Consider the following 16,416-nt stretch of genomic DNA (forward strand, 5'->3'; position numbering starts at 1 on the left):
TCAGTCGTCGCCGGTTTCCGCTGTGGCTGCGGTGCCTGGCATCTGGCGGCGCTGGCGAATCCGCTGCAGGAATGCATAGGCTTTCCTGTTCTTCTTGATACCGGCTTTCATCCGAACGGCGGCGCGATGCGCCGCCGCCGCCAGACGTCCACGCAGCGTCAATGGCACGACGATATCATGCTGGATTGTCTCGACCGTACACCAGGAGCGCTTGTAGGCCTGGTCGCCTATGCCGAAATCGAACAGTRTTACCCCTTCGGCGTTGCATTTGCGGATTATCAGATAAAACAGAAGCTCGCCCGGGCTGGCGTCCGCGGCGATATCCTCGTCGATCGAGCCGAACTGGCAGATGACGTGATCCCCCTTGCGCGACAGCCCGGCAATCGCGGCGATGCGGCCATCCCCTTGTCCGCGCAAGCGAATCGCATGGAGTTCGAGCGGCTGGCCTTCACCGGTCGGTTCGACGGCCGCCAGCGCATGGAAGAATGCTTGCGTTTCCTTGTCCTGAAAAACGTTGGGCAGCCCCAGCGCATTGAAGCGGATCGCTTTCTGCTCGAAGAACAGGTCCAGTATCTGCCGCCGTTCCGCGCATGTCGCGGCAATAACGTGCTCGTAGCCGCCGATGGCTTCCAGCCGCTTTTCCGAGATACGAAACTTCTTGCGCCGCCGCTTGGCATTGAGCTGAGCCAGCGTCGCTTCGAAATCTGCAAGAAGCGGCAACTGGAACGATGAATTCTGGTTGCGAACCGCCGGAAGCGAGGCGAGCGGGTGACACGTCCCGTGCCAGTCGAACGGCATCTTCTCCAGCGCGACGATATCGGCGACGCGCGACAGCTTTGCCGACAGGTCTGCGATCAGTTCCCTGGCGAGCTGCGCACTGGTGAACGGATCGAAATCGGCGGCGAAAAGCCCGGTATTGATGTTGCTGTGCGGCGAGCCGATGAACCGCGCCGTGCGGAAGAAGCGTCCACGCACCAGCTCGAGCGGCAGAATGAAGACCGTTTTCTGACCTATCCTGCCGCGCACCAGCAGCAACTGGTTGGCATGGGTCGCAGCCCAGGCGGCGCACCAGTCGAAGCCCTGATGCAGGGATGTGGCGGCGGAACCCTCCAGCGCGCGCCAGTCCGCCTCCAGCGCCTGCATGCTGACGTGGACGCTCACCGTCAGATCCCGCGCAAGCGCAATGTCGCGCACCTGGTCGCGGCCATGCCAGGCACGGCGGCGAGCCTTGCGAACGGGCATCATGTTGAAGTCCACGTCGGTCATGATCGCTTGCTGTTCAGGGAACGGGATGACGTCTCATCTAGTACAAGCATGCCCTTATTTTCATTTAAAGGGGACGGGCATCGGACGGCGTGTACCGGATTTCATCAAATGCGGTTACCGAATGGATAAAACCAACCGGCCGCGGCTAAGGAGCCGAACAGGCTTTGGAAAATGCGCGGCTAGCCGACCCAGCCCGTGGCGAGCGCGTTGGCCCATGCGTCGCGGCCACGCTCGCGGGCAAGGTTCGACATCGCCATGTGATCGTAGGAAACGCGCCGGAAGACGACGTTCCAGCGGCCGTGCGCCTTTTCAAGAATGGCATAGGACGCGTCGGGCGAGCCGGTTTCCACCTTGTGGAACACCGGTTCATCATCGTCATAGCCGGGGCAGCCGACGCTGCCGGGATTGACGACCAGCCGGCCATCGGCCAGCCGGACAGCGCGGGGAATATGGGTATGGCCGCAGAGGATGACGGGAAAATCGATCCCCTCGGCGAAACCCTCGATGCGCTTTCGCCGGGACATGTGCACCACGCCCTCGGCCGTCAGGTCTTCCAGCCAATAGCTAAGATCGTCCTGCGGCGTGGCGTGGCATAAGAAGAGCTCCTGCCGGTGGACGAGCGTCGGGGGCAGCGCGCGCAGCCAGTCGAAATGGCGCGGCTGCAGTTCGGCATGTGCCATCCTATCCGACTGACCCATCTCAGCCGGTTTGAGGGAGACCAGCCAGCGGTCGTGATTGCCGCGGATCGAGGGGAAATCACGCGCCATCAGGATGTCGGCCGTGCGGGCTGCATTCATCGGACCGCTCAGGTGATCACCGAGATTGACGACATCGCCGATGCCCTGCGCCGCAATGTCGGCGAGCACGGCTTCAAGGGCGAGGTCATTGCCGTGGATATCGGCGATCACTGCGATTTTCATGCGTCCGTCCTTCGGTCAGTGCGGCTTCGCCGGCTTTTCCATCCACTTGATGATCAACATGGCGGGCAGGATCCACAACAGGCCGGTGAAGAAGAAATAGGCCAGATGCACCCACCATGGCGCTGTGCCGAGGAGGAGCGAGGCAAAGGTGGTGGCCGCCAGCGCGTAGACGATGACGAGGATGATGATCAGGACGGTGCCGATCAGTTTTCTCAGGCGTACAGGCATTCAGGTCTTTCCGGTTGGCAGGTTTCGCGCGGGTTCTTTGCCGCGACGGCATGCCGCAAAGGGGTACGGCTTGTTTTGCATGCTGCTCTGGTGCAAATCAACGCCTTTGATGCACGCGCGCCCGGACAAATCGCCTCCAGCAGGCAGGGCCATGCGTTTCGACAGTGGAGACCTTGCATGGCAAGCACGGATTTGGCGACGGAACAGCGGCTTCTTCGGGAGATCGATACGGTCAGCCGCAATCGGGACCAGATCCGGATATGGCTGGGCATCGTCGTGCTGGCCCTGTTTGCGCTGGTGCTCGTCGGCGGCGCGACGCGGCTGACGGAATCCGGCCTGTCGATCACCCAGTGGAAGCCGATCCATGGGGTCATCCCGCCGCTCACCTCTGCCGAATGGCAGGAGGAATTCGAACTCTACAAGCAGATCCCGCAATATGAGCAGCTCAACAGCGGCATGACGGTGGAAGGCTTCAAGACCATCTTCTGGTGGGAATGGGCGCACCGGCTGCTTGCCCGCTCCATCGGCTTGATATTTGCCTTGCCGCTGGCTTTCTTCTGGATCCGCGGAAAGATCGAGCCGCGCCTGAAATTGCCGCTGCTCGGTATTCTGGCGCTTGGCGGTTTTCAGGGGTTTATCGGCTGGTGGATGGTCTCCTCGGGTTTGGCGGACCGCACCGAAGTCAGCCAATACCGGCTGGCCACCCATCTCGTCATTGCCTGTCTGATCTTCATCTCCTGCATCTGGATCGGCAGGGGACTGTCGCCTCACGCCAACGATCCGGCGCCGACGGCAAGCTCAAGGAAGATGGCTGCGATCATCGCCTGCATGGCGCTATTCCAGATCTATCTCGGCGCACTGGTCGCGGGGCTCGATGCCGGCCTGAGCTACAATACCTGGCCGTTGATGGACGGCTCTTTCGTGCCATCCGACCTGTTCATCCAGCAGCCCGCCTGGCTCAATCTGTTCGAAAATCCGAAGACAGTACAGTTCGTCCACCGCATCGGCGCCTATGTGCTGTTCGCCTTCGTCCTGATGCACATGATTGCCTCGCTGCGCAACGCGCCGGACACGACGCATGCGCGCCGTTCGGTGCTGCTGTTCGTGCTGGTGACGATCCAGGCGATCATCGGTATCACGACGCTGATCCTGCAGGTGCCGGTCGGCTGGGGCGTTGCCCATCAGGGCGGCGCGCTGATCGTGCTCGGCTTTGCCGTTGCCCACTGGCGTGCCTTCACCGGAGAATATCCCCGGCCGCTGGCGATCGAGGTCAGGGATTGATCAGCGCAGGAGCGTGTCGAGGGCGGGCATGCCGAGAATGGCGGATGCTCCGATCAGCACATAGCAGATGATCCGGAAAGTCGATGCTCTGGCAAGGCCGAAGAGGTGCGAGCCGATGTAGAGGCCGCCAGCATAAAGCGGCAGGATGACCAGCGTCATGGCAAAGACCTGCTCGACGAACAGACCGCCGATCAGATAGGTGACGGCCGTCAAGCCTGAGGAAATCGCGAAATAGAGCATGAGGTTCGAGCGGATGACCGGGGCGTCGTTGGCGCCGCTCAGCCAATAGGCGACCACCGGCGGTCCACCGAGTTGGGCGGCGCCGCTGAAAATGCCGGCAATGCCGCCAACGCCCGCCGTCAGCGGCACGCGCGGCTGGCCGTGATAGCGCCAGCCGGAAACCAATAGAGCAAGAAGCAGCGTGGCGACGATGGTGATCGCCCAGCGTAAGACGAGCGGATCGGCAAGTGCCAAGGCGGCCGTGCCGAGCGGCACGCCGATCAGGGCGCCGGATGCCATGATGAAGACCTCGTGCCGGTTGGCGCCACGCCATGCGGCCGGCAGCATGCCGGCAGCCGCAATCGTGTCGATCACCAGTAGAACCGGGGAAATGATCTTCGGGCCGAGGATAGAACCGCCGACCGGGATGAGGATAAGGGCGGCGCCGAAACCGGAAAAGCCACGGGCAAGCCCGGCGATGAAAGTGCAGATCAACAGTGGATAAAGGCCGTGCTCGGGCAGCGAGGTGGCGACCCTTGCAAAAAGGGTCGCGAAGAAGCCGGTATCGTCCATGTCGGATCAATGCCTTTCCGCAGTCGCGGATCGGGGCGGCGAACGCCCCGAAGGGATGGTGGTTTATGCCGACAGCATGAGGTCCATGTTCTGGACCGCAGCACCCGAGGCGCCCTTGCCGAGATTGTCGAGCAGGGCAACCAGATTGACCTGTTCGCCACCGCTCGTGCCGAACACGAAAAGCTTCATCGTGTCCTTGCCGGCAAGTTCGACGGCATCGACGCGGGCCAGCTTCGTGCTCGTATCCAGCGGTACGACCTCGACAATCGACTGTCCGGCATAATGGGCAACAAGCGCTGCATGGATCGTTTCCAGCGTTGCGCCGTCCTTCAGCTGATCGAGGAACAGCGGCACCTGAACGATCATGCCCTGCGGGAAGCGGCCAACCGATGGCGAAAAGATCGGGGCGCGATCGAGCATGCCATGGGTCTGCATCTCAGGCACATGCTTGTGCTTCAGCGTCAGGCCGTAGAGGAAGTTCGGCGAGTCGATATGGTCCGGATTGGCCGGGTCTTCCATCTGCGCGATCATCTGCTTGCCGCCGCCGGTATAGCCGGAGACCGCATTGACCGTGATGGGATAGCTTTCCGGCAGCAGGCCGGCCTGGCGCAGCGGGCGGATCAGGCCGATGGCGCCGGTGGGGTAGCAGCCGGGATTGGCGACGAGGCGGGCACCGCGGATTTTAGCCGCCTGCGCCGCATCCATTTCGGCAAAGCCATAGGCCCAGTCCGGCGCGATGCGATGCGCCGTCGACGTGTCGATGATGCGCACCTTGTTGTTGCCTTCGAGCATCGAGACGGCCTGTTTGGAGGCGTCGTCGGGCAGGCAGAGGATGGCGACATCGGCGCTGTTCAGGAGATCTTCGCGGATGGCGGCGTTGCGGCGTTCCGCTTCCGGAATGGACAGCAATTCCACATCTAAGCGGCCAGCCATGCGGCTGCGGATCTGCAAGCCAGTGGTGCCGTGTTCGCCATCGATGAAGATCTTCGGTTTCATGATTTTATCCTGTCCTGCCAATGGATTATCGGTTCTTCCGGAATCACTTTGGCATGAAATTGAATCAGTTTGACAACAGGGTGGGGCAGGCCGTCATCCGCGCCRTTCCGCCAGCTGTTCGGCATGAAGGCCGAGCATATACATCGCGATTGTGGAGCCCGCAATGGCGGTGATATCGGCGTGGTCATAGGCAGGGGCGACCTCGACGACATCGGCGCCCTTGATGGACAGCGCGCCAAGCTTGCGGATTACCGACAGGATTTTCGCCGAGGACGGCCCGCCCGCAACCGGCGTACCGGTGCCGGGAGCATAGGCCGGATCGAGGCAGTCGATATCGAAGGTGAGATAGGCCGGGCGGTCGCCGACATGGTGGAGGATGACGTCGGCGATCTCGCCAGCGCTCATCTCCTCGATATCGTAGCCATAGAGGATGCGGATGCCGCAATCCTCCGGCGCGTGGGTGCGGATGCCGAGCTGGATCGAGCTTGCGGTATCGATCAGGCCCTCGCGCGCCGCACGGCCGACGAAGGAGCCATGGTCGATACGGCCTTTCTCGTCGGCCCAGGTATCCTGATGCGCGTCGAACTGCACGAGGGAGAGGGGGCCGTGAACAGCGGCATGGGCGCGCAGCAATGGCAGAGTGACGAAATGGTCGCCGCCAAGCGTCAGCAGGAACGCGCCGCTTGCGAGAATGGATTCTGCCCCGGCGCGGATGGTCTCAGGCGTGGCGGCATGATTGCCATAGTCGAGCAGGCAGTCGCCATAGTCGATCGTCGCCATGTCTTCAAACAGGTCACGGTCGAACGGATATTGCGGATCATTGTCGAAGATGGCGGAAGCACGGCGGATGGCCTGCGGCCCGAAGCGGGCACCCGGGCGGTTGGACGTCGCCGCGTCGAAGGGGATGCCCCAGACGACGGCGTCGACGCCCTTCAGGCTCTTGGTATATTTCCGCCGCATGAAGGACAGGATGCCGGCATGGGTCGGGTCGGTGGCGGCGCTCTTCAGCGATGCGGCAGTGATTGCGTGGTCTATCGTCTTGTTGGCCATGATCGGTTCCGTCTGTTGCGTGGCCAGACGTTGGACAATCGGCTGAAGGAAGGCAAGACCCCGATTAGGACTGCTGCCGGATAATCAGTCTCTCATGAGGCCTTGGCTTCGAAAGCCGGGGCAAAATCACCGAGAGACTTTGCCTTTTCGATCATCGCGCCGATATCCTGTGCGACGATCGCTTCGAGATCGGCAAAACTGTCGATGACATAGTAGATCGGCTGGACGATATCGATACGGTAAGGTGTTCTGAGCACACTCATCAGGTCGAACGGCCGGAATTCGCACGCCGAGCCTTCCATGGCGGCCTTCGCCTCGCTCGGCGAAGAGACAATGCCCGCTCCGAAGCAGCGGCGGCCTTGCGGCGTGTTGATCAGGCCGAATTCCACCGTGAACCAGAAGACGCGGAACAGGTGCCAGGAATAACCCTTGCCCAGACGGACGGCCGCTTCGCCGAAATGGCGCACGAAATTGGCGTAGCTCTGATTGGTCAGCAGCGGGCAGTGTCCGAACACCTCATGGAACAGGTCCGGCTCTTCGATGTAGTCGATATGCTCGCGGCGGCGCAGGAAGGTGGCGAGCGGAAACTTGCCCTGCGACAAAAGTTCGTAGAAGCGCGAGGGCGGAATGAGGGCGGGGACGCCTTCGACCCCGAAGCCGGTGGTCTCATGCAAACGGCGATCGACATCGGCAAGTTGCGGGACCTTGTCCGGCCTTAAGCCAAGGGTCTTCACGCCATCCAGATATTCCCGGCAGGCCATGTTGGCGAGCAGCTTCATCTGGCGCTCATAGAGCTCTCCCCAGATTGCGTCTTCCTCCGCAGTGTAGGGATAGATCCCGTCCGGCCCGGGCAGTTTGGCGGTGTAGCTGCTTTCATTGGTCATGTTTCGATCCTCCCAGATGCGCGAGTTGCTTGCAATTATGCCCCCGGATCGACGGATTTTTCTTTCTTTTGTGCTGGGTACGGGCGTAATATTGGCAGGATTTTCGGAGATTTTTAGAAATATGAAAGAATCTGGGAATTTCCATCGCAAGCTTCTGCAGCTCGTCCAGGCCGATGGCAGCCTGTCGCTGGCGGAGCTGGCCGAGAAGGCCGGCATGTCGCAGAGTTCGGCGTGGCGAAAGATCCAGGAACTGGAAGCCGACGGCGTCATTCGCAAGCGCGTGACGCTGCTCGATCCCGGAAAACTCGATCTGAAACTCTGTGTCATCGCGCATGTGACGCTGGAGGATCATCACGAGGAGGCGGTTGCCTCCTTTGCTTCGGTGGTGCTGGAGCGGCCGGAGATCATGGAATGCTATGCACTCTCCGGCGCCTTCGACTACATGCTGAAAATCCGGGCAAGCGATGTCGAAAGCTACGAGGCTTTCATGACGCGCTACCTGATGCGCAACCCGCATGTGCGCACGGTGGTGTCGAGTTTCGTGCTGCGGGAGCTGAAGTTTTCGACGGAATTGCCGATTTGATGCATGCTCCCAAGGTCGCGCGGAACTGCCTTTGGACGCGCCGCTGTCCACGGCGGGCAAGCCGCGGTGCCGTTCTCAACCTTTGTTGACGTGTGATCGGCGGCGGATCATGATGACTGAGGCACAGTGCGCAAATTCTCGTAAAGATGGGAGAATGAAATGCAGTCACTTGTCATCGACGCTATGCCGCAATCCGTATCAATCGATCCCTCTAAGGCTGCCGTTATCGTGGTGGATATGCAGAACGACTTCGGCTCGAAAGGTGGCATGTTCGACAGGGCCGGAATCGATCTTTCCGGTATTCAAAAGGCTGTCGAGCCGATTGCAAGCGTCATCGCTGCTGCCCGCGACCTGGGAGTGCTCATCGTCTATCTGAAAATGGGCTATCATTCCGATCTCTCGGACCTTGGAGCGCCGGACGCCCCCAATCGCATGCGGCACCTCCAAATCTTTGGGGTAGGCGACGCTGTGACTGCCCCGGATGGCCGCGATAGTCGGATTTTGATCCGCGATACGTGGGGAACAGATATTGTCGACCGGCTCAAGCCTGAGGCTGGGGATGTTGTCCTCTATAAAACAAGGTTCAGCGGTTTCTATCAGACCGAACTCGATGCCGTATTGAAGAAGACGGGTATCAAGCACCTCATTGTCACCGGATGCACGACGAGCGTGTGCGTCGAATCGACGATCCGTGATGCCTTTTTCAGGGACTACCACTGTGTCCTGCTGACGGATTGCACCAGCGAACCAATCGGCCGGGACGCCTCGAGGAGCAATCATGATGCATCGATTACGCTCGTGCAGATACTTTTTGGATGGGTCTCTACGTCTGACAATTTCCTGAGGGCGATTGAGGCGCAACGTCAGCGCCGTCCTGAACCGGCTGAATAAGCGTGCGGGATTGCGTTCCCCTGGAGCCATAGAAAAAGGCGGGACAAAGCCCGCCTTTTCCAAATCGATAATTCCGGAAACGATTAACGCTTCGAGAACTGGAACGAACGGCGGGCCTTGGCCTTACCGTACTTCTTACGCTCGACGACGCGGCTATCGCGGGTCAGGAAGCCACCCTTCTTCAGGACCGAGCGCAAGCCCGGTTCGAAGTAGGTGAGGGCCTTCGAGATACCGTGACGAACGGCACCGGCCTGGCCGGAAAGACCGCCGCCGGCTACCGTCGCGTCGATGTCGAACTGGCCGTCACGGGCAGCAGCGACGATCGGCTGGCGCAGGATCATCTGCAGAACCGGACGTGCGAAGTAGTTTGCGAATTCCTTGCCGTTGACGGTGATCTTGCCGGAACCCGGCTTGACCCAGACGCGGGCGACGGCGTTCTTACGCTTGCCGGTCGCATAGGAGCGGCCCAGGGCGTCAACTTTCTTGACATGAACCGGAGCCGAAGCTTCCGAAGCCGTGCCGAGGTCTTTCAGAGAAGAGAGATCAGCCACGATTAGGCGCTCCTTACGTTCTTGCTGTTCAGCTTGGCGACGTCGAGGACGGCCGGCTGCTGTGCTTCATGCGGATGATTGGTACCGGCGTATACGCGCAGGTTCTTCATCTGGCGACGGCCAAGCGGGCCACGCGGAACCATGCGCTCGACAGCCTTCTCGAGAACGCGCTCCGGGAAGCGGCCTTCGATGATCTGGCGCGCGGTGCGCTCCTTGATGCCGCCCGGGTAACCGGTGTGCCAGTAGTACTTCTTGTCGGTGTACTTCTTGCCGGTCAGGACTGCCTTCTCGGCGTTGATCACGATGACATTGTCACCGTCGTCAACGTGAGGAGTGTAAGTTGCCTTGTGCTTGCCACGCAGGATGTTGGCGATGATAGTGGCGACGCGGCCGACAACGAGGCCTTCGGCGTCGATGAGGATCCACTTCTTCTCCACCTCTGCAGGCTTCTGAACGAAGGTTGACATGTTAAAACTCTTTCGTTGAACCCGATACGTTGCCGCCGGGCGTTTCTTGTTGCTTGAATTTGACAGGCATTCAGCCAGCCAAAAATGAAAGCGGCCCCAAGGGACCGCGATCTGGTGCGGCTTATACGCAAAGGATGAAATGCGGTCAAGATCGCGGTTTTGAGCGGTTTGAAAAATTGCCGTTATAAAACATATAGTTAGATATGGGGTATTTTGATACCACAAATTATCTCGGCGGAATCGAATAGGTCGCGGTGGCGTGGGCAACCAGTTCATCGCCATCAAGCTCTGAAATCGCGGCATCAAGCACGGCCAGCCGCTTGCCGAGTTTCAGGATCCGGCAGGTGCATTGCAGCGGCCCGAGCTTGGGTTTCTTGAGAAAATTGATGTTGAGATTGGTGGTGACCGCGAGCGCCACCGGGCCGATATGAGCAAGCAGCGCGATATAGGCGGTGACATCGGCAAGCGCAAAAAGGGTCGGTCCCGAGACGGTGCCGCCGGGGCGCAGGTGTTTTTGCTGCGGATCCAGCCGCATCGTGGCAAAGCCCGGCCCCGTGGCCATGACCTCGAAGATCTTGCCGTCGGTATGGACTTCGGAAAAATCCGTATCGAGGAAACGGTTGAGATCGGCGACGGTGAGGATCGGTTCCAAAGGCATGGTTCACTCCCGGTGTCGTGACCTTCTAACGGGCGGCGGGTGGCCGGGGCAAGCAGGACGAAAGTCCTATCGGTTTCAAGCCGCTGCTTGAAACGGTGCTTGCAGCAGCGTACCAAACGCTGATCCGGGCAAGCCGTGACGACGATAGAGGAGAAGAGAGATGGCGGATATCGTTCCCTTGCACAAGGAAGAACCCCGTGGCCCGGTGCACAGCGAAGTTTCCGGCAATGTGCTGCGGCTGACGCTGAACAATCCTCCGGCCAACACGCTTTCGATTGCGGTGATGGAGGCACTCGGTGCCGAACTCGATACTGCTGCCCAGTCGGATGACATTAGGGTGGTGATTCTTGCCGCATCCGGCGCACTTTTTTCCGCAGGTCATGACCTGAAGGAAATGACGGCGCATCGCGCTGACGATGACCAAGGGCGGGCGTTTTTCGAAAAATCCCTGCGGCTCTGTGCCAGCCTGATGCTGAAGATCAACCAGCTTCCGCAGCCGGTGATCGCTGAAATCGACGGTCTGGCGACGGCGGCGGGCTGCCAGCTGGTCGCAAGCTGCGATCTGGCGATCTGCACCGACAGCTCGACCTTCTGCACGCCGGGCGTCAATATCGGCCTGTTCTGCTCGACGCCGATGGTCGCCGTCTCGCGCGCCGCGCACCCCAAGCAGGCGATGGAAATGCTCTTGACCGGTGAAACCATCGATGCCTCGACCGCCAAGGATTTCGGCCTGGTCAATCGCATCGTGCCGAAACAGTATCTGCAGCAGGTGGTCAACAAATACGCCGCCGTCATCGCCTCGAAATCACCGCAGGCGCTGAGGATCGGCAAGCGGGCGTTTTATCAACAGGCTGAGATGAGCATCACCGGGGCCTATGATTTTGCAACCGGGGTGATGGTGGAGAACATGCTGAAGTCCGATGCGAAGGAGGGGATCGATGCGGTTCTCGGCAAGCGGACGCCGGAGTGGCCCAAAGCATGATGCGTCACGTTGTACGACGGACGTGCATGTTGTGTGTATGATCAAATCGATTGCCAACAGCGCGACGCGGCAATTTGTACAGAACGGAAAATCAAAACTTTCCGGATTGGATGCCGAGAAGGCAAAAATGCGGCTGGTCATGCTGTACAATGCCCGCTCTCTCGATGACTTGGCACCCTTGAAATCGGTTGGGTTGCGTAAACTGCCGGGAGATCGAAAGACACAATGGGCGATGACCATTAACGGGCCCTGGCGGCTCTGTTTTCGACATGCTTACGATGTCGAAATAGTGGACTACCATTGAAGGAAAATGGAATGTTTGAAATTCATCCGGGCGTAATGCTCAGGGAAGAACTGGATGCGCGCGGCATGACAGGCAACGCTTTGGCACTGGCGCTGCGGATAAACTCCGGACGCGTTTCCGAAATCCTGACTGGAAAACGCGTGATTTCCGCCGATACTGCTTTGAGGCTTGGCCAGTTCTTTGGAAATGATCCTCAGTTCTGGCTCGGACTCCAAGGCGCTTACGATCTCGCCGTCGCATCGCGACAAAACGGTGAGCGGATCAAGATCGAAGTTCTTCCAGCAAAATCTGCTGCCTGAAATTGACGTAAATGCCGCTCAAGCCAGCTTCAGCGTCAGCGCACCGAGCGCGATCAGGCAGGCGGCGGCGATGCGGACGATGCTGACGCGTTCCTTGAGGACGACGATCGAGATGGTGATGGCGAAGAGGATCGATGTTTCGCGCAGCGCTGCGACCGTCGCAACCGGCGCTTTCGTCATCGCCCAGAGCGCCAGGCCATAGGCAAGGATCGAGCCGCCCCCGCCGATCAGTCCGCGCCACCATTGATGGCGGACGTGGAAGAGCACCGGCGCAAAGCCGCGCTTGGCAAAAGCCCATGAAAACAACAACACCGGCGGCAGGAGCACCATCCAGAGCGTGTAGGAGATCGGGTTGAGGGCCAGCCGTGCGCCGATCCCGTCGATATAGGTATAGGTGGCGATCACTACGGCATTGGCAAGCGCCAAGAGGATGGCGCGGGTGCCGCCCTTGCGGGCCTCGAACGCCAGGGTCAGCACGCCCGTCGAGATCGTCAGGACGCCGGCGATCGTCCCGTCGGACAGGTTTTCGCCGATGATCGCGCCGCTCGTTCCAGCCACCAGCAAAGGGGCGGCGCCACGCATCAGCGGATAGACAAGGCCGATATCGCCGGCGCGGTAGGCGGCCGCAACAAGCTGAAAATAGGCAAACTGGAACAGCGCCGACACCAGAAGGAACGGCCAGGCGTCCGGATGCGGCAATGGCATGAAAGGCAGGAACGGCAGGGCGACGACGGCAGAACCGAGCGCGATCATCGCTGCATCCAGCGATTTTTCCGATCCCGCCTTGACCAGGGCGTTCCATGTCGCATGCAATAACGCCCCGAACAGAACGAGAGCAATGACGTCAAGGGGCAAGATGAACCTTCGAAATACTGCGAGAGAAGCGGCGGAATGGCTGTGTTTCTGAAGTGGAGAGCTAAGAAAAGCAACTCGATTCTGGCAAAGGGTCAGATTTGGCCACGCTGCGCGATATCGTCATTTAGCGGATTCAGGTGTGAACGCCGACTGGCCGGTTGACACCCGCGAAGGCTGTCTCAATTATCGGCTCAAAGATCATGCAGCGCGGAAGTCGATGATGAATCATGATGTGTATCCAGACTATTACCTGTCCGGCATTCTGCGCTCGACGAAAACCATTGCCCTGGTCGGTGCGTCGCCCAATGCCGAGCGCCCGAGCCACCGCGTGATGGCGTTCCTGCTGCGCAAGGGCTACACGGTTTTTCCGGTCAATCCCGGTCAGGCCGGCAAGGAAATCCACGGTCAAAAGGTATATGCCAGGCTTGCCGATATTCCCGAACCGGTCGACATGATCGACGTGTTTCGCGCAACCGGCGCGCTGCCGGCGCTGATCGATGAAATCCTTGCCCTGAAAGCCCGCCCCAAATTCATCTGGACACAATTGGCCGTCCGCGACGACCAAGCTGCGGCAAAGGCTGAGGAAAATGGCATTCAGGTGGTGATGGACCGCTGCCCGGCGATCGAGTACCCGCGGCTGGTCGGTTGATTCCCCCGTTGGGTCAAGGATTGGAATTCCTTACCCGTCAGGCGTGCAAAACAGGCAAAAAAGTCTTTGACCGCAACATGTTACCTCTGAAATAGTGCGCCGAACTTGATCAAGGGAGGACACATCCATGACGAACAAACCAGGTTTCAATACGCTCGCGATCCACGCAGGCGCAGCGCCGGACCCGACCACGGGTGCGCGGGCAACGCCGATCTACCAGACCACGAGTTTCGTCTTCAATGATGCGGATCACGCCGCCTCGCTGTTCGGCCTGCAGGCCTTCGGCAATATCTATACCCGAATCATGAACCCGACGCAGGCCGTGCTCGAAGAACGTGTCGCAGCGCTCGAAGGCGGCACGGCAGCGCTTGCCGTTGCATCCGGTCATGCGGCGCAGCTGCTGGTGTTCCACGCCATCATGAGCCCCGGCGACAATTTTCTGGCGGCCCGTCAGCTCTACGGCGGCTCCGTCAACCAGTTCGGCAATGCCTTCAAATCCTTCGACTGGCGAGTTCGCTGGGTGGATACGGCCGATATCGCCTCTTTCGAAAGCCAGATCGATGACCGCACCAAGGCGATCTTCATTGAGAGCCTCGCCAACCCGGGCGGCACTTTCGTCGATATCGCGGCCATTTCCGCCGTCGCCAAGAAACATGGCCTGCCGCTGATCGTCGACAACACGATGGCCACACCCTACCTGATCCAGCCGATCGAACACGGCGCCGACATCGTCGTGCATTCGCTGACCAAGTTCATGGGCGGCCATGGTAATTCGATGGGCGGCGTCATCGTCGATGGCGGCACGTTCGACTGGTCGAAATCCGGCAAATATCCGATCCTTTCGGAGCCGCGCCCCGAATATGCCGGCATGGTCCTGCATGCGACCTTCGGCAACTTCGCTTTCGCCATTGCCTGCCGGGTACTGGGCCTGCGCGATTTCGGCCCGGCGATCTCGCCGTTCAATGCATTCCTGCTCCTGACCGGCATCGAGACGTTGCCGCTCCGCATGCAGCGGCATTGCGACAACGCGCTGGCCGTTGCCACGTGGCTCAGCGCCCATGACAAGGTTGCCTGGGTGAATTATGCCGGCCTCGAGGGCGATGCCAATCACGCGCTCCAGCAGAAATACTCCAGGCGCGGCGCCGGCGCCGTCTTCACCTTCGGTCTGAAGGGTGGTTACGAAGCCGGAAAACGCTTTGTCGAAGGCCTGGAAATGGTCTCGCATCTGGCCAATATCGGTGACACGCGCTCGCTGGTGATCCACCCGGCCTCGACCACGCACCGGCAGCTCACGGCAGAACAGCAGACGGCGGCCGGCGCTGGCCCGGAAGTCGTTCGCCTGTCGGTCGGCATCGAGGATGTCGCCGATATCATCGCCGATCTCGAGCAGTCGCTGGCGAAAGCCTGATGTAGTTCGCCAGGCCGGAGGCAAGCGCGATGACGAACACCGTCGTTGCGGCCGGCTTGATCGACTACATGTCCCATCTCCTTCTGTGGGTTAATGCATGGCGACGGCGACGTCGCCATGCATTCCGGCGTCGAAGTGGCCGGGAACGAGGCAGGCGATCTTGAACGTGCCGTCATTGGTGAACTTCCAGACGATCTCACCGGACTTTCCGGCGGCCAGACGGATCGCGTTCGGGTCGTCATGTTCCATCTCCGGAAACTTTTCCATCATGGCCTTGTGCTCCATGATCTTGTCATCCTGGTCGAGGACGAACTCGTGGTCCAGTTCGCCCGCGTTCTTAATGGAGAAGACGATCGTCTGGCCCTTGCGCACCTTGAAGGTGTTGGGCGCGAAGACCATCTTGCCGTCATCCGTCTCCTTCATGGAGACACGGATCGTCCGGGTTGCCTGAGCCTTCTTGCCGGGTTCACCGGCGGCCATGGCTTCACCGTGGCCACCCGCATGCGAGCCGGAAGCGAGGGCGGGAGTGGCGAGCGCCGCAAGGAACAGCGCGATCATTGCAGTTTTCATGGTTCATTCCTTTGGTTGCTGAATTGGATCGGGTCGAGATCAGCCGTCCTTTAGGGCTTGGGCTTCACGGGCTTGGGCAAGATCCGGATGTTGGCATCCTTGGCCTTGGTCGTGCCGGGGCGTTTTCCCGTTCACTCGCCAGCCTCGTGCCGGGTGGGTTTTCGTACCAGCCGCGATCGGTATACTTGTCGGCTGCAATCCCCTCGCGGATCCTGACGACGGAGAACATGCCACCCATCTCGATCGGGCCGCGCGGACACCATCTGGTCATCGTCGGAACGATGTTCTCAGGGAAATTATTTTTGCGGGTCAAGGCGGACTGACCGGGCTCATCTAGACGAGGTTGGCGAGGCCGAACTTGGACGGCACACCGGGCCCGTTATCCTCCAGGGTCTCGGCGAAGCCTTCGATGATCGGGCAGTCCGGCCGTTCGTCGCCGTGGCAATGACTGGCCAGATGCTTGAGCGTCTTCGTCATCGCGGCAATGGCTGCGGCCTTGCGCTCGAGCTCCGCGATGTGCTCAAGCGCGATCGCCTTGACGTCGGCGCTTGCGCGCGAGCGGTCCCGCCACAAGGCCAGCAGGGCCTTCATCTGCTCAACCGAGAACCCGAGATCGCGTGCACGGCGAATGAATTGCAGCGTGTGAACGTCGTTGTCCGTATATGTCCGATAGCTCGATTCGGTGCGATGGGCCGGCGAGATCAACTTGATCTGCTCATAGTAGCGGATCATCTTGGTCGAGACGCCGGAGGCCTTGGATGCTTCACCGATGTTCATCGTGG

At 60.2% G+C, this 16,416-nt stretch carries 21 protein-coding genes and 1 pseudogene; 8 read left to right on the forward strand and 14 right to left on the reverse strand.

Annotated features, from left to right (window positions below):
- The 3 genes from AC1D17_RS18135 to AC1D17_RS18145 all read right to left on the reverse strand — a co-directional run bounded on the left by AC1D17_RS18135 (position 1) and on the right by AC1D17_RS18145 (position 2,414).
- On the reverse strand, positions 1-1,269 hold the full coding sequence (locus AC1D17_RS18135; RefSeq protein WP_477566768.1) for a GNAT family N-acetyltransferase: 1,269 nt from the start codon (positions 1,267-1,269) through the stop codon (positions 1-3).
- A 176-nt stretch (positions 1,270-1,445) separates the two neighbouring features.
- Positions 1,446-2,186 (reverse strand): metallophosphoesterase family protein, encoded by a 741-nt coding sequence (locus tag AC1D17_RS18140; RefSeq protein ID WP_477566735.1) that lies wholly within the window; start codon positions 2,184-2,186, stop codon positions 1,446-1,448.
- A 15-nt stretch (positions 2,187-2,201) separates the two neighbouring features.
- Complete coding sequence (locus AC1D17_RS18145; protein ID WP_477566736.1) at positions 2,202-2,414, reverse strand: DUF2842 domain-containing protein; 213 nt, start codon at positions 2,412-2,414, stop codon at positions 2,202-2,204.
- Positions 2,415-2,591: 177 nt separating this feature from the next.
- Here AC1D17_RS18145 and AC1D17_RS18150 point away from each other — a divergent pair, with 177 nt between their 5' ends.
- Positions 2,592-3,695, forward strand: coding sequence for a COX15/CtaA family protein (locus AC1D17_RS18150; protein ID WP_477566737.1), 1,104 nt, complete (start codon positions 2,592-2,594; stop codon positions 3,693-3,695).
- Here AC1D17_RS18150 and AC1D17_RS18155 read toward each other — a convergent pair whose 3' ends face one another.
- The 4 genes from AC1D17_RS18155 to AC1D17_RS18170 all read right to left on the reverse strand — a co-directional run bounded on the left by AC1D17_RS18155 (position 3,696) and on the right by AC1D17_RS18170 (position 7,417).
- Positions 3,696-4,487: a sulfite exporter TauE/SafE family protein gene (locus AC1D17_RS18155; RefSeq protein WP_477566738.1), complete on the reverse strand. Its 792-nt coding sequence runs from the start codon at positions 4,485-4,487 to the stop codon at positions 3,696-3,698.
- Positions 4,488-4,550: 63 nt separating this feature from the next.
- Entirely contained in the window at positions 4,551-5,483 is a 933-nt protein-coding gene (gene argC, locus AC1D17_RS18160; RefSeq protein ID WP_477566739.1) for an N-acetyl-gamma-glutamyl-phosphate reductase, read from the reverse strand.
- A gap of 93 nt (positions 5,484-5,576) precedes the next feature.
- Positions 5,577-6,533, reverse strand: coding sequence for an agmatinase (speB, locus tag AC1D17_RS18165; protein ID WP_477566740.1), 957 nt, complete (start codon positions 6,531-6,533; stop codon positions 5,577-5,579).
- Positions 6,534-6,625: 92 nt separating this feature from the next.
- Positions 6,626-7,417 (reverse strand): phenylalanine 4-monooxygenase, encoded by a 792-nt coding sequence (locus AC1D17_RS18170; protein WP_477566741.1) that lies wholly within the window; start codon positions 7,415-7,417, stop codon positions 6,626-6,628.
- A 121-nt stretch (positions 7,418-7,538) separates the two neighbouring features.
- On the opposite strand from AC1D17_RS18170, the gene AC1D17_RS18175 reads away from it, so the two are divergent.
- Together AC1D17_RS18175 and AC1D17_RS18180 are read left to right on the forward strand one after the other, a co-directional pair.
- Positions 7,539-8,000 carry an Lrp/AsnC family transcriptional regulator gene (locus AC1D17_RS18175; protein ID WP_477566742.1) on the forward strand — a complete coding sequence of 154 codons (462 nt, stop codon included), beginning with the start codon at positions 7,539-7,541 and terminating at the stop codon, positions 7,998-8,000.
- A 159-nt stretch (positions 8,001-8,159) separates the two neighbouring features.
- Positions 8,160-8,891, forward strand: coding sequence for a cysteine hydrolase family protein (locus AC1D17_RS18180; protein ID WP_477566743.1), 732 nt, complete (start codon positions 8,160-8,162; stop codon positions 8,889-8,891).
- Positions 8,892-8,974: 83 nt separating this feature from the next.
- Here the strand turns inward: AC1D17_RS18180 and rpsI are convergent, their stop codons facing one another.
- The 3 genes from rpsI to AC1D17_RS18195 form a co-directional block, all read right to left on the reverse strand.
- Positions 8,975-9,442, reverse strand: a complete 468-nt coding sequence (gene rpsI / locus AC1D17_RS18185; RefSeq protein WP_477566744.1) for a 30S ribosomal protein S9 — start codon at positions 9,440-9,442, stop codon at positions 8,975-8,977.
- Between the two features lie 2 nt (positions 9,443-9,444).
- Positions 9,445-9,909, reverse strand: a complete 465-nt coding sequence (rplM, locus tag AC1D17_RS18190; protein WP_264219235.1) for a 50S ribosomal protein L13 — start codon at positions 9,907-9,909, stop codon at positions 9,445-9,447.
- Positions 9,910-10,135: 226 nt separating this feature from the next.
- On the reverse strand, positions 10,136-10,567 hold the full coding sequence (locus AC1D17_RS18195; RefSeq protein ID WP_477566745.1) for a PaaI family thioesterase: 432 nt from the start codon (positions 10,565-10,567) through the stop codon (positions 10,136-10,138).
- Positions 10,568-10,727: 160 nt separating this feature from the next.
- On the opposite strand from AC1D17_RS18195, the gene AC1D17_RS18200 reads away from it, so the two are divergent.
- From AC1D17_RS18200 to AC1D17_RS18210, 3 genes are read left to right on the forward strand one after another with little or no spacing between them, the layout of a single operon-like run.
- Positions 10,728-11,549, forward strand: a complete 822-nt coding sequence (locus AC1D17_RS18200) for an enoyl-CoA hydratase (RefSeq protein WP_477566746.1) — start codon at positions 10,728-10,730, stop codon at positions 11,547-11,549.
- Between the two features lie 37 nt (positions 11,550-11,586).
- The gene (locus AC1D17_RS18205) at positions 11,587-11,853 is read left to right on the forward strand and encodes a type II toxin-antitoxin system RelE/ParE family toxin (RefSeq protein WP_477566747.1); all 267 of its coding nucleotides are present in this window, start codon (positions 11,587-11,589) and stop codon (positions 11,851-11,853) included.
- A gap of 11 nt (positions 11,854-11,864) precedes the next feature.
- Positions 11,865-12,152 carry a HigA family addiction module antitoxin gene (locus AC1D17_RS18210; RefSeq protein ID WP_477566748.1) on the forward strand — a complete coding sequence of 96 codons (288 nt, stop codon included), beginning with the start codon at positions 11,865-11,867 and terminating at the stop codon, positions 12,150-12,152.
- A gap of 18 nt (positions 12,153-12,170) precedes the next feature.
- Here the strand turns inward: AC1D17_RS18210 and AC1D17_RS18215 are convergent, their stop codons facing one another.
- Positions 12,171-13,007, reverse strand: a complete 837-nt coding sequence (locus tag AC1D17_RS18215; RefSeq protein ID WP_477566749.1) for an EamA family transporter — start codon at positions 13,005-13,007, stop codon at positions 12,171-12,173.
- 220 nt (positions 13,008-13,227) lie between these two features.
- On the opposite strand from AC1D17_RS18215, the gene AC1D17_RS18220 reads away from it, so the two are divergent.
- Entirely contained in the window at positions 13,228-13,656 is a 429-nt protein-coding gene (locus AC1D17_RS18220) for a CoA-binding protein (protein WP_477566750.1), read from the forward strand.
- A gap of 127 nt (positions 13,657-13,783) precedes the next feature.
- Positions 13,784-15,064, forward strand: a complete 1,281-nt coding sequence (locus AC1D17_RS18225) for an O-acetylhomoserine aminocarboxypropyltransferase (protein ID WP_477566751.1) — start codon at positions 13,784-13,786, stop codon at positions 15,062-15,064.
- Positions 15,065-15,154: 90 nt separating this feature from the next.
- Here AC1D17_RS18225 and AC1D17_RS18230 read toward each other — a convergent pair whose 3' ends face one another.
- The 3 genes and pseudogenes from AC1D17_RS18230 to cueR form a co-directional block, all read right to left on the reverse strand.
- Positions 15,155-15,634, reverse strand: a complete 480-nt coding sequence (locus AC1D17_RS18230; protein WP_477566752.1) for a cupredoxin domain-containing protein — start codon at positions 15,632-15,634, stop codon at positions 15,155-15,157.
- A gap of 50 nt (positions 15,635-15,684) precedes the next feature.
- Positions 15,685-15,929, reverse strand: a pseudogene (locus AC1D17_RS18235) (copper oxidase); the annotation flags it as partial.
- 38 nt (positions 15,930-15,967) lie between these two features.
- The gene (gene cueR, locus AC1D17_RS18240; protein ID WP_477566753.1) at positions 15,968-16,411 is read right to left on the reverse strand and encodes a Cu(I)-responsive transcriptional regulator; all 444 of its coding nucleotides are present in this window, start codon (positions 16,409-16,411) and stop codon (positions 15,968-15,970) included.
- Positions 16,412-16,416 lie beyond the last annotated feature (5 nt).

The sequence above is a fragment of the Pararhizobium sp. P1_E7 genome (assembly GCF_056405855.1).

What these genes read in the sequence shown, in the direction of transcription:
- AC1D17_RS18140 (WP_477566735.1), bottom strand. Translation starts at nt 2,186, where the DNA reads ATGAAAATCGCAGTGATCGCCGATATCCACGGCAATGACCTCGCCCTT.
- AC1D17_RS18145 (WP_477566736.1), bottom strand. Translation starts at nt 2,414, where the DNA reads ATGCCTGTACGCCTGAGAAAACTGATCGGCACCGTCCTGATCATCATC.
- AC1D17_RS18150 (WP_477566737.1), top strand. Translation starts at nt 2,592, where the DNA reads ATGGCAAGCACGGATTTGGCGACGGAACAGCGGCTTCTTCGGGAGATC.
- AC1D17_RS18155 (WP_477566738.1), bottom strand. Translation starts at nt 4,487, where the DNA reads ATGGACGATACCGGCTTCTTCGCGACCCTTTTTGCAAGGGTCGCCACC.
- argC (WP_477566739.1), bottom strand. Translation starts at nt 5,483, where the DNA reads ATGAAACCGAAGATCTTCATCGATGGCGAACACGGCACCACTGGCTTG.
- AC1D17_RS18170 (WP_477566741.1), bottom strand. Translation starts at nt 7,417, where the DNA reads ATGACCAATGAAAGCAGCTACACCGCCAAACTGCCCGGGCCGGACGGG.
- AC1D17_RS18175 (WP_477566742.1), top strand. Translation starts at nt 7,539, where the DNA reads ATGAAAGAATCTGGGAATTTCCATCGCAAGCTTCTGCAGCTCGTCCAG.
- AC1D17_RS18180 (WP_477566743.1), top strand. Translation starts at nt 8,160, where the DNA reads ATGCAGTCACTTGTCATCGACGCTATGCCGCAATCCGTATCAATCGAT.
- rplM (WP_264219235.1), bottom strand. Translation starts at nt 9,909, where the DNA reads ATGTCAACCTTCGTTCAGAAGCCTGCAGAGGTGGAGAAGAAGTGGATC.
- AC1D17_RS18195 (WP_477566745.1), bottom strand. Translation starts at nt 10,567, where the DNA reads ATGCCTTTGGAACCGATCCTCACCGTCGCCGATCTCAACCGTTTCCTC.
- AC1D17_RS18200 (WP_477566746.1), top strand. Translation starts at nt 10,728, where the DNA reads ATGGCGGATATCGTTCCCTTGCACAAGGAAGAACCCCGTGGCCCGGTG.
- AC1D17_RS18205 (WP_477566747.1), top strand. Translation starts at nt 11,587, where the DNA reads ATGATCAAATCGATTGCCAACAGCGCGACGCGGCAATTTGTACAGAAC.
- AC1D17_RS18210 (WP_477566748.1), top strand. Translation starts at nt 11,865, where the DNA reads ATGTTTGAAATTCATCCGGGCGTAATGCTCAGGGAAGAACTGGATGCG.
- AC1D17_RS18220 (WP_477566750.1), top strand. Translation starts at nt 13,228, where the DNA reads ATGAATCATGATGTGTATCCAGACTATTACCTGTCCGGCATTCTGCGC.
- AC1D17_RS18225 (WP_477566751.1), top strand. Translation starts at nt 13,784, where the DNA reads ATGACGAACAAACCAGGTTTCAATACGCTCGCGATCCACGCAGGCGCA.
- AC1D17_RS18230 (WP_477566752.1), bottom strand. Translation starts at nt 15,634, where the DNA reads ATGAAAACTGCAATGATCGCGCTGTTCCTTGCGGCGCTCGCCACTCCC.
- cueR (WP_477566753.1), bottom strand. Translation starts at nt 16,411, where the DNA reads ATGAACATCGGTGAAGCATCCAAGGCCTCCGGCGTCTCGACCAAGATG.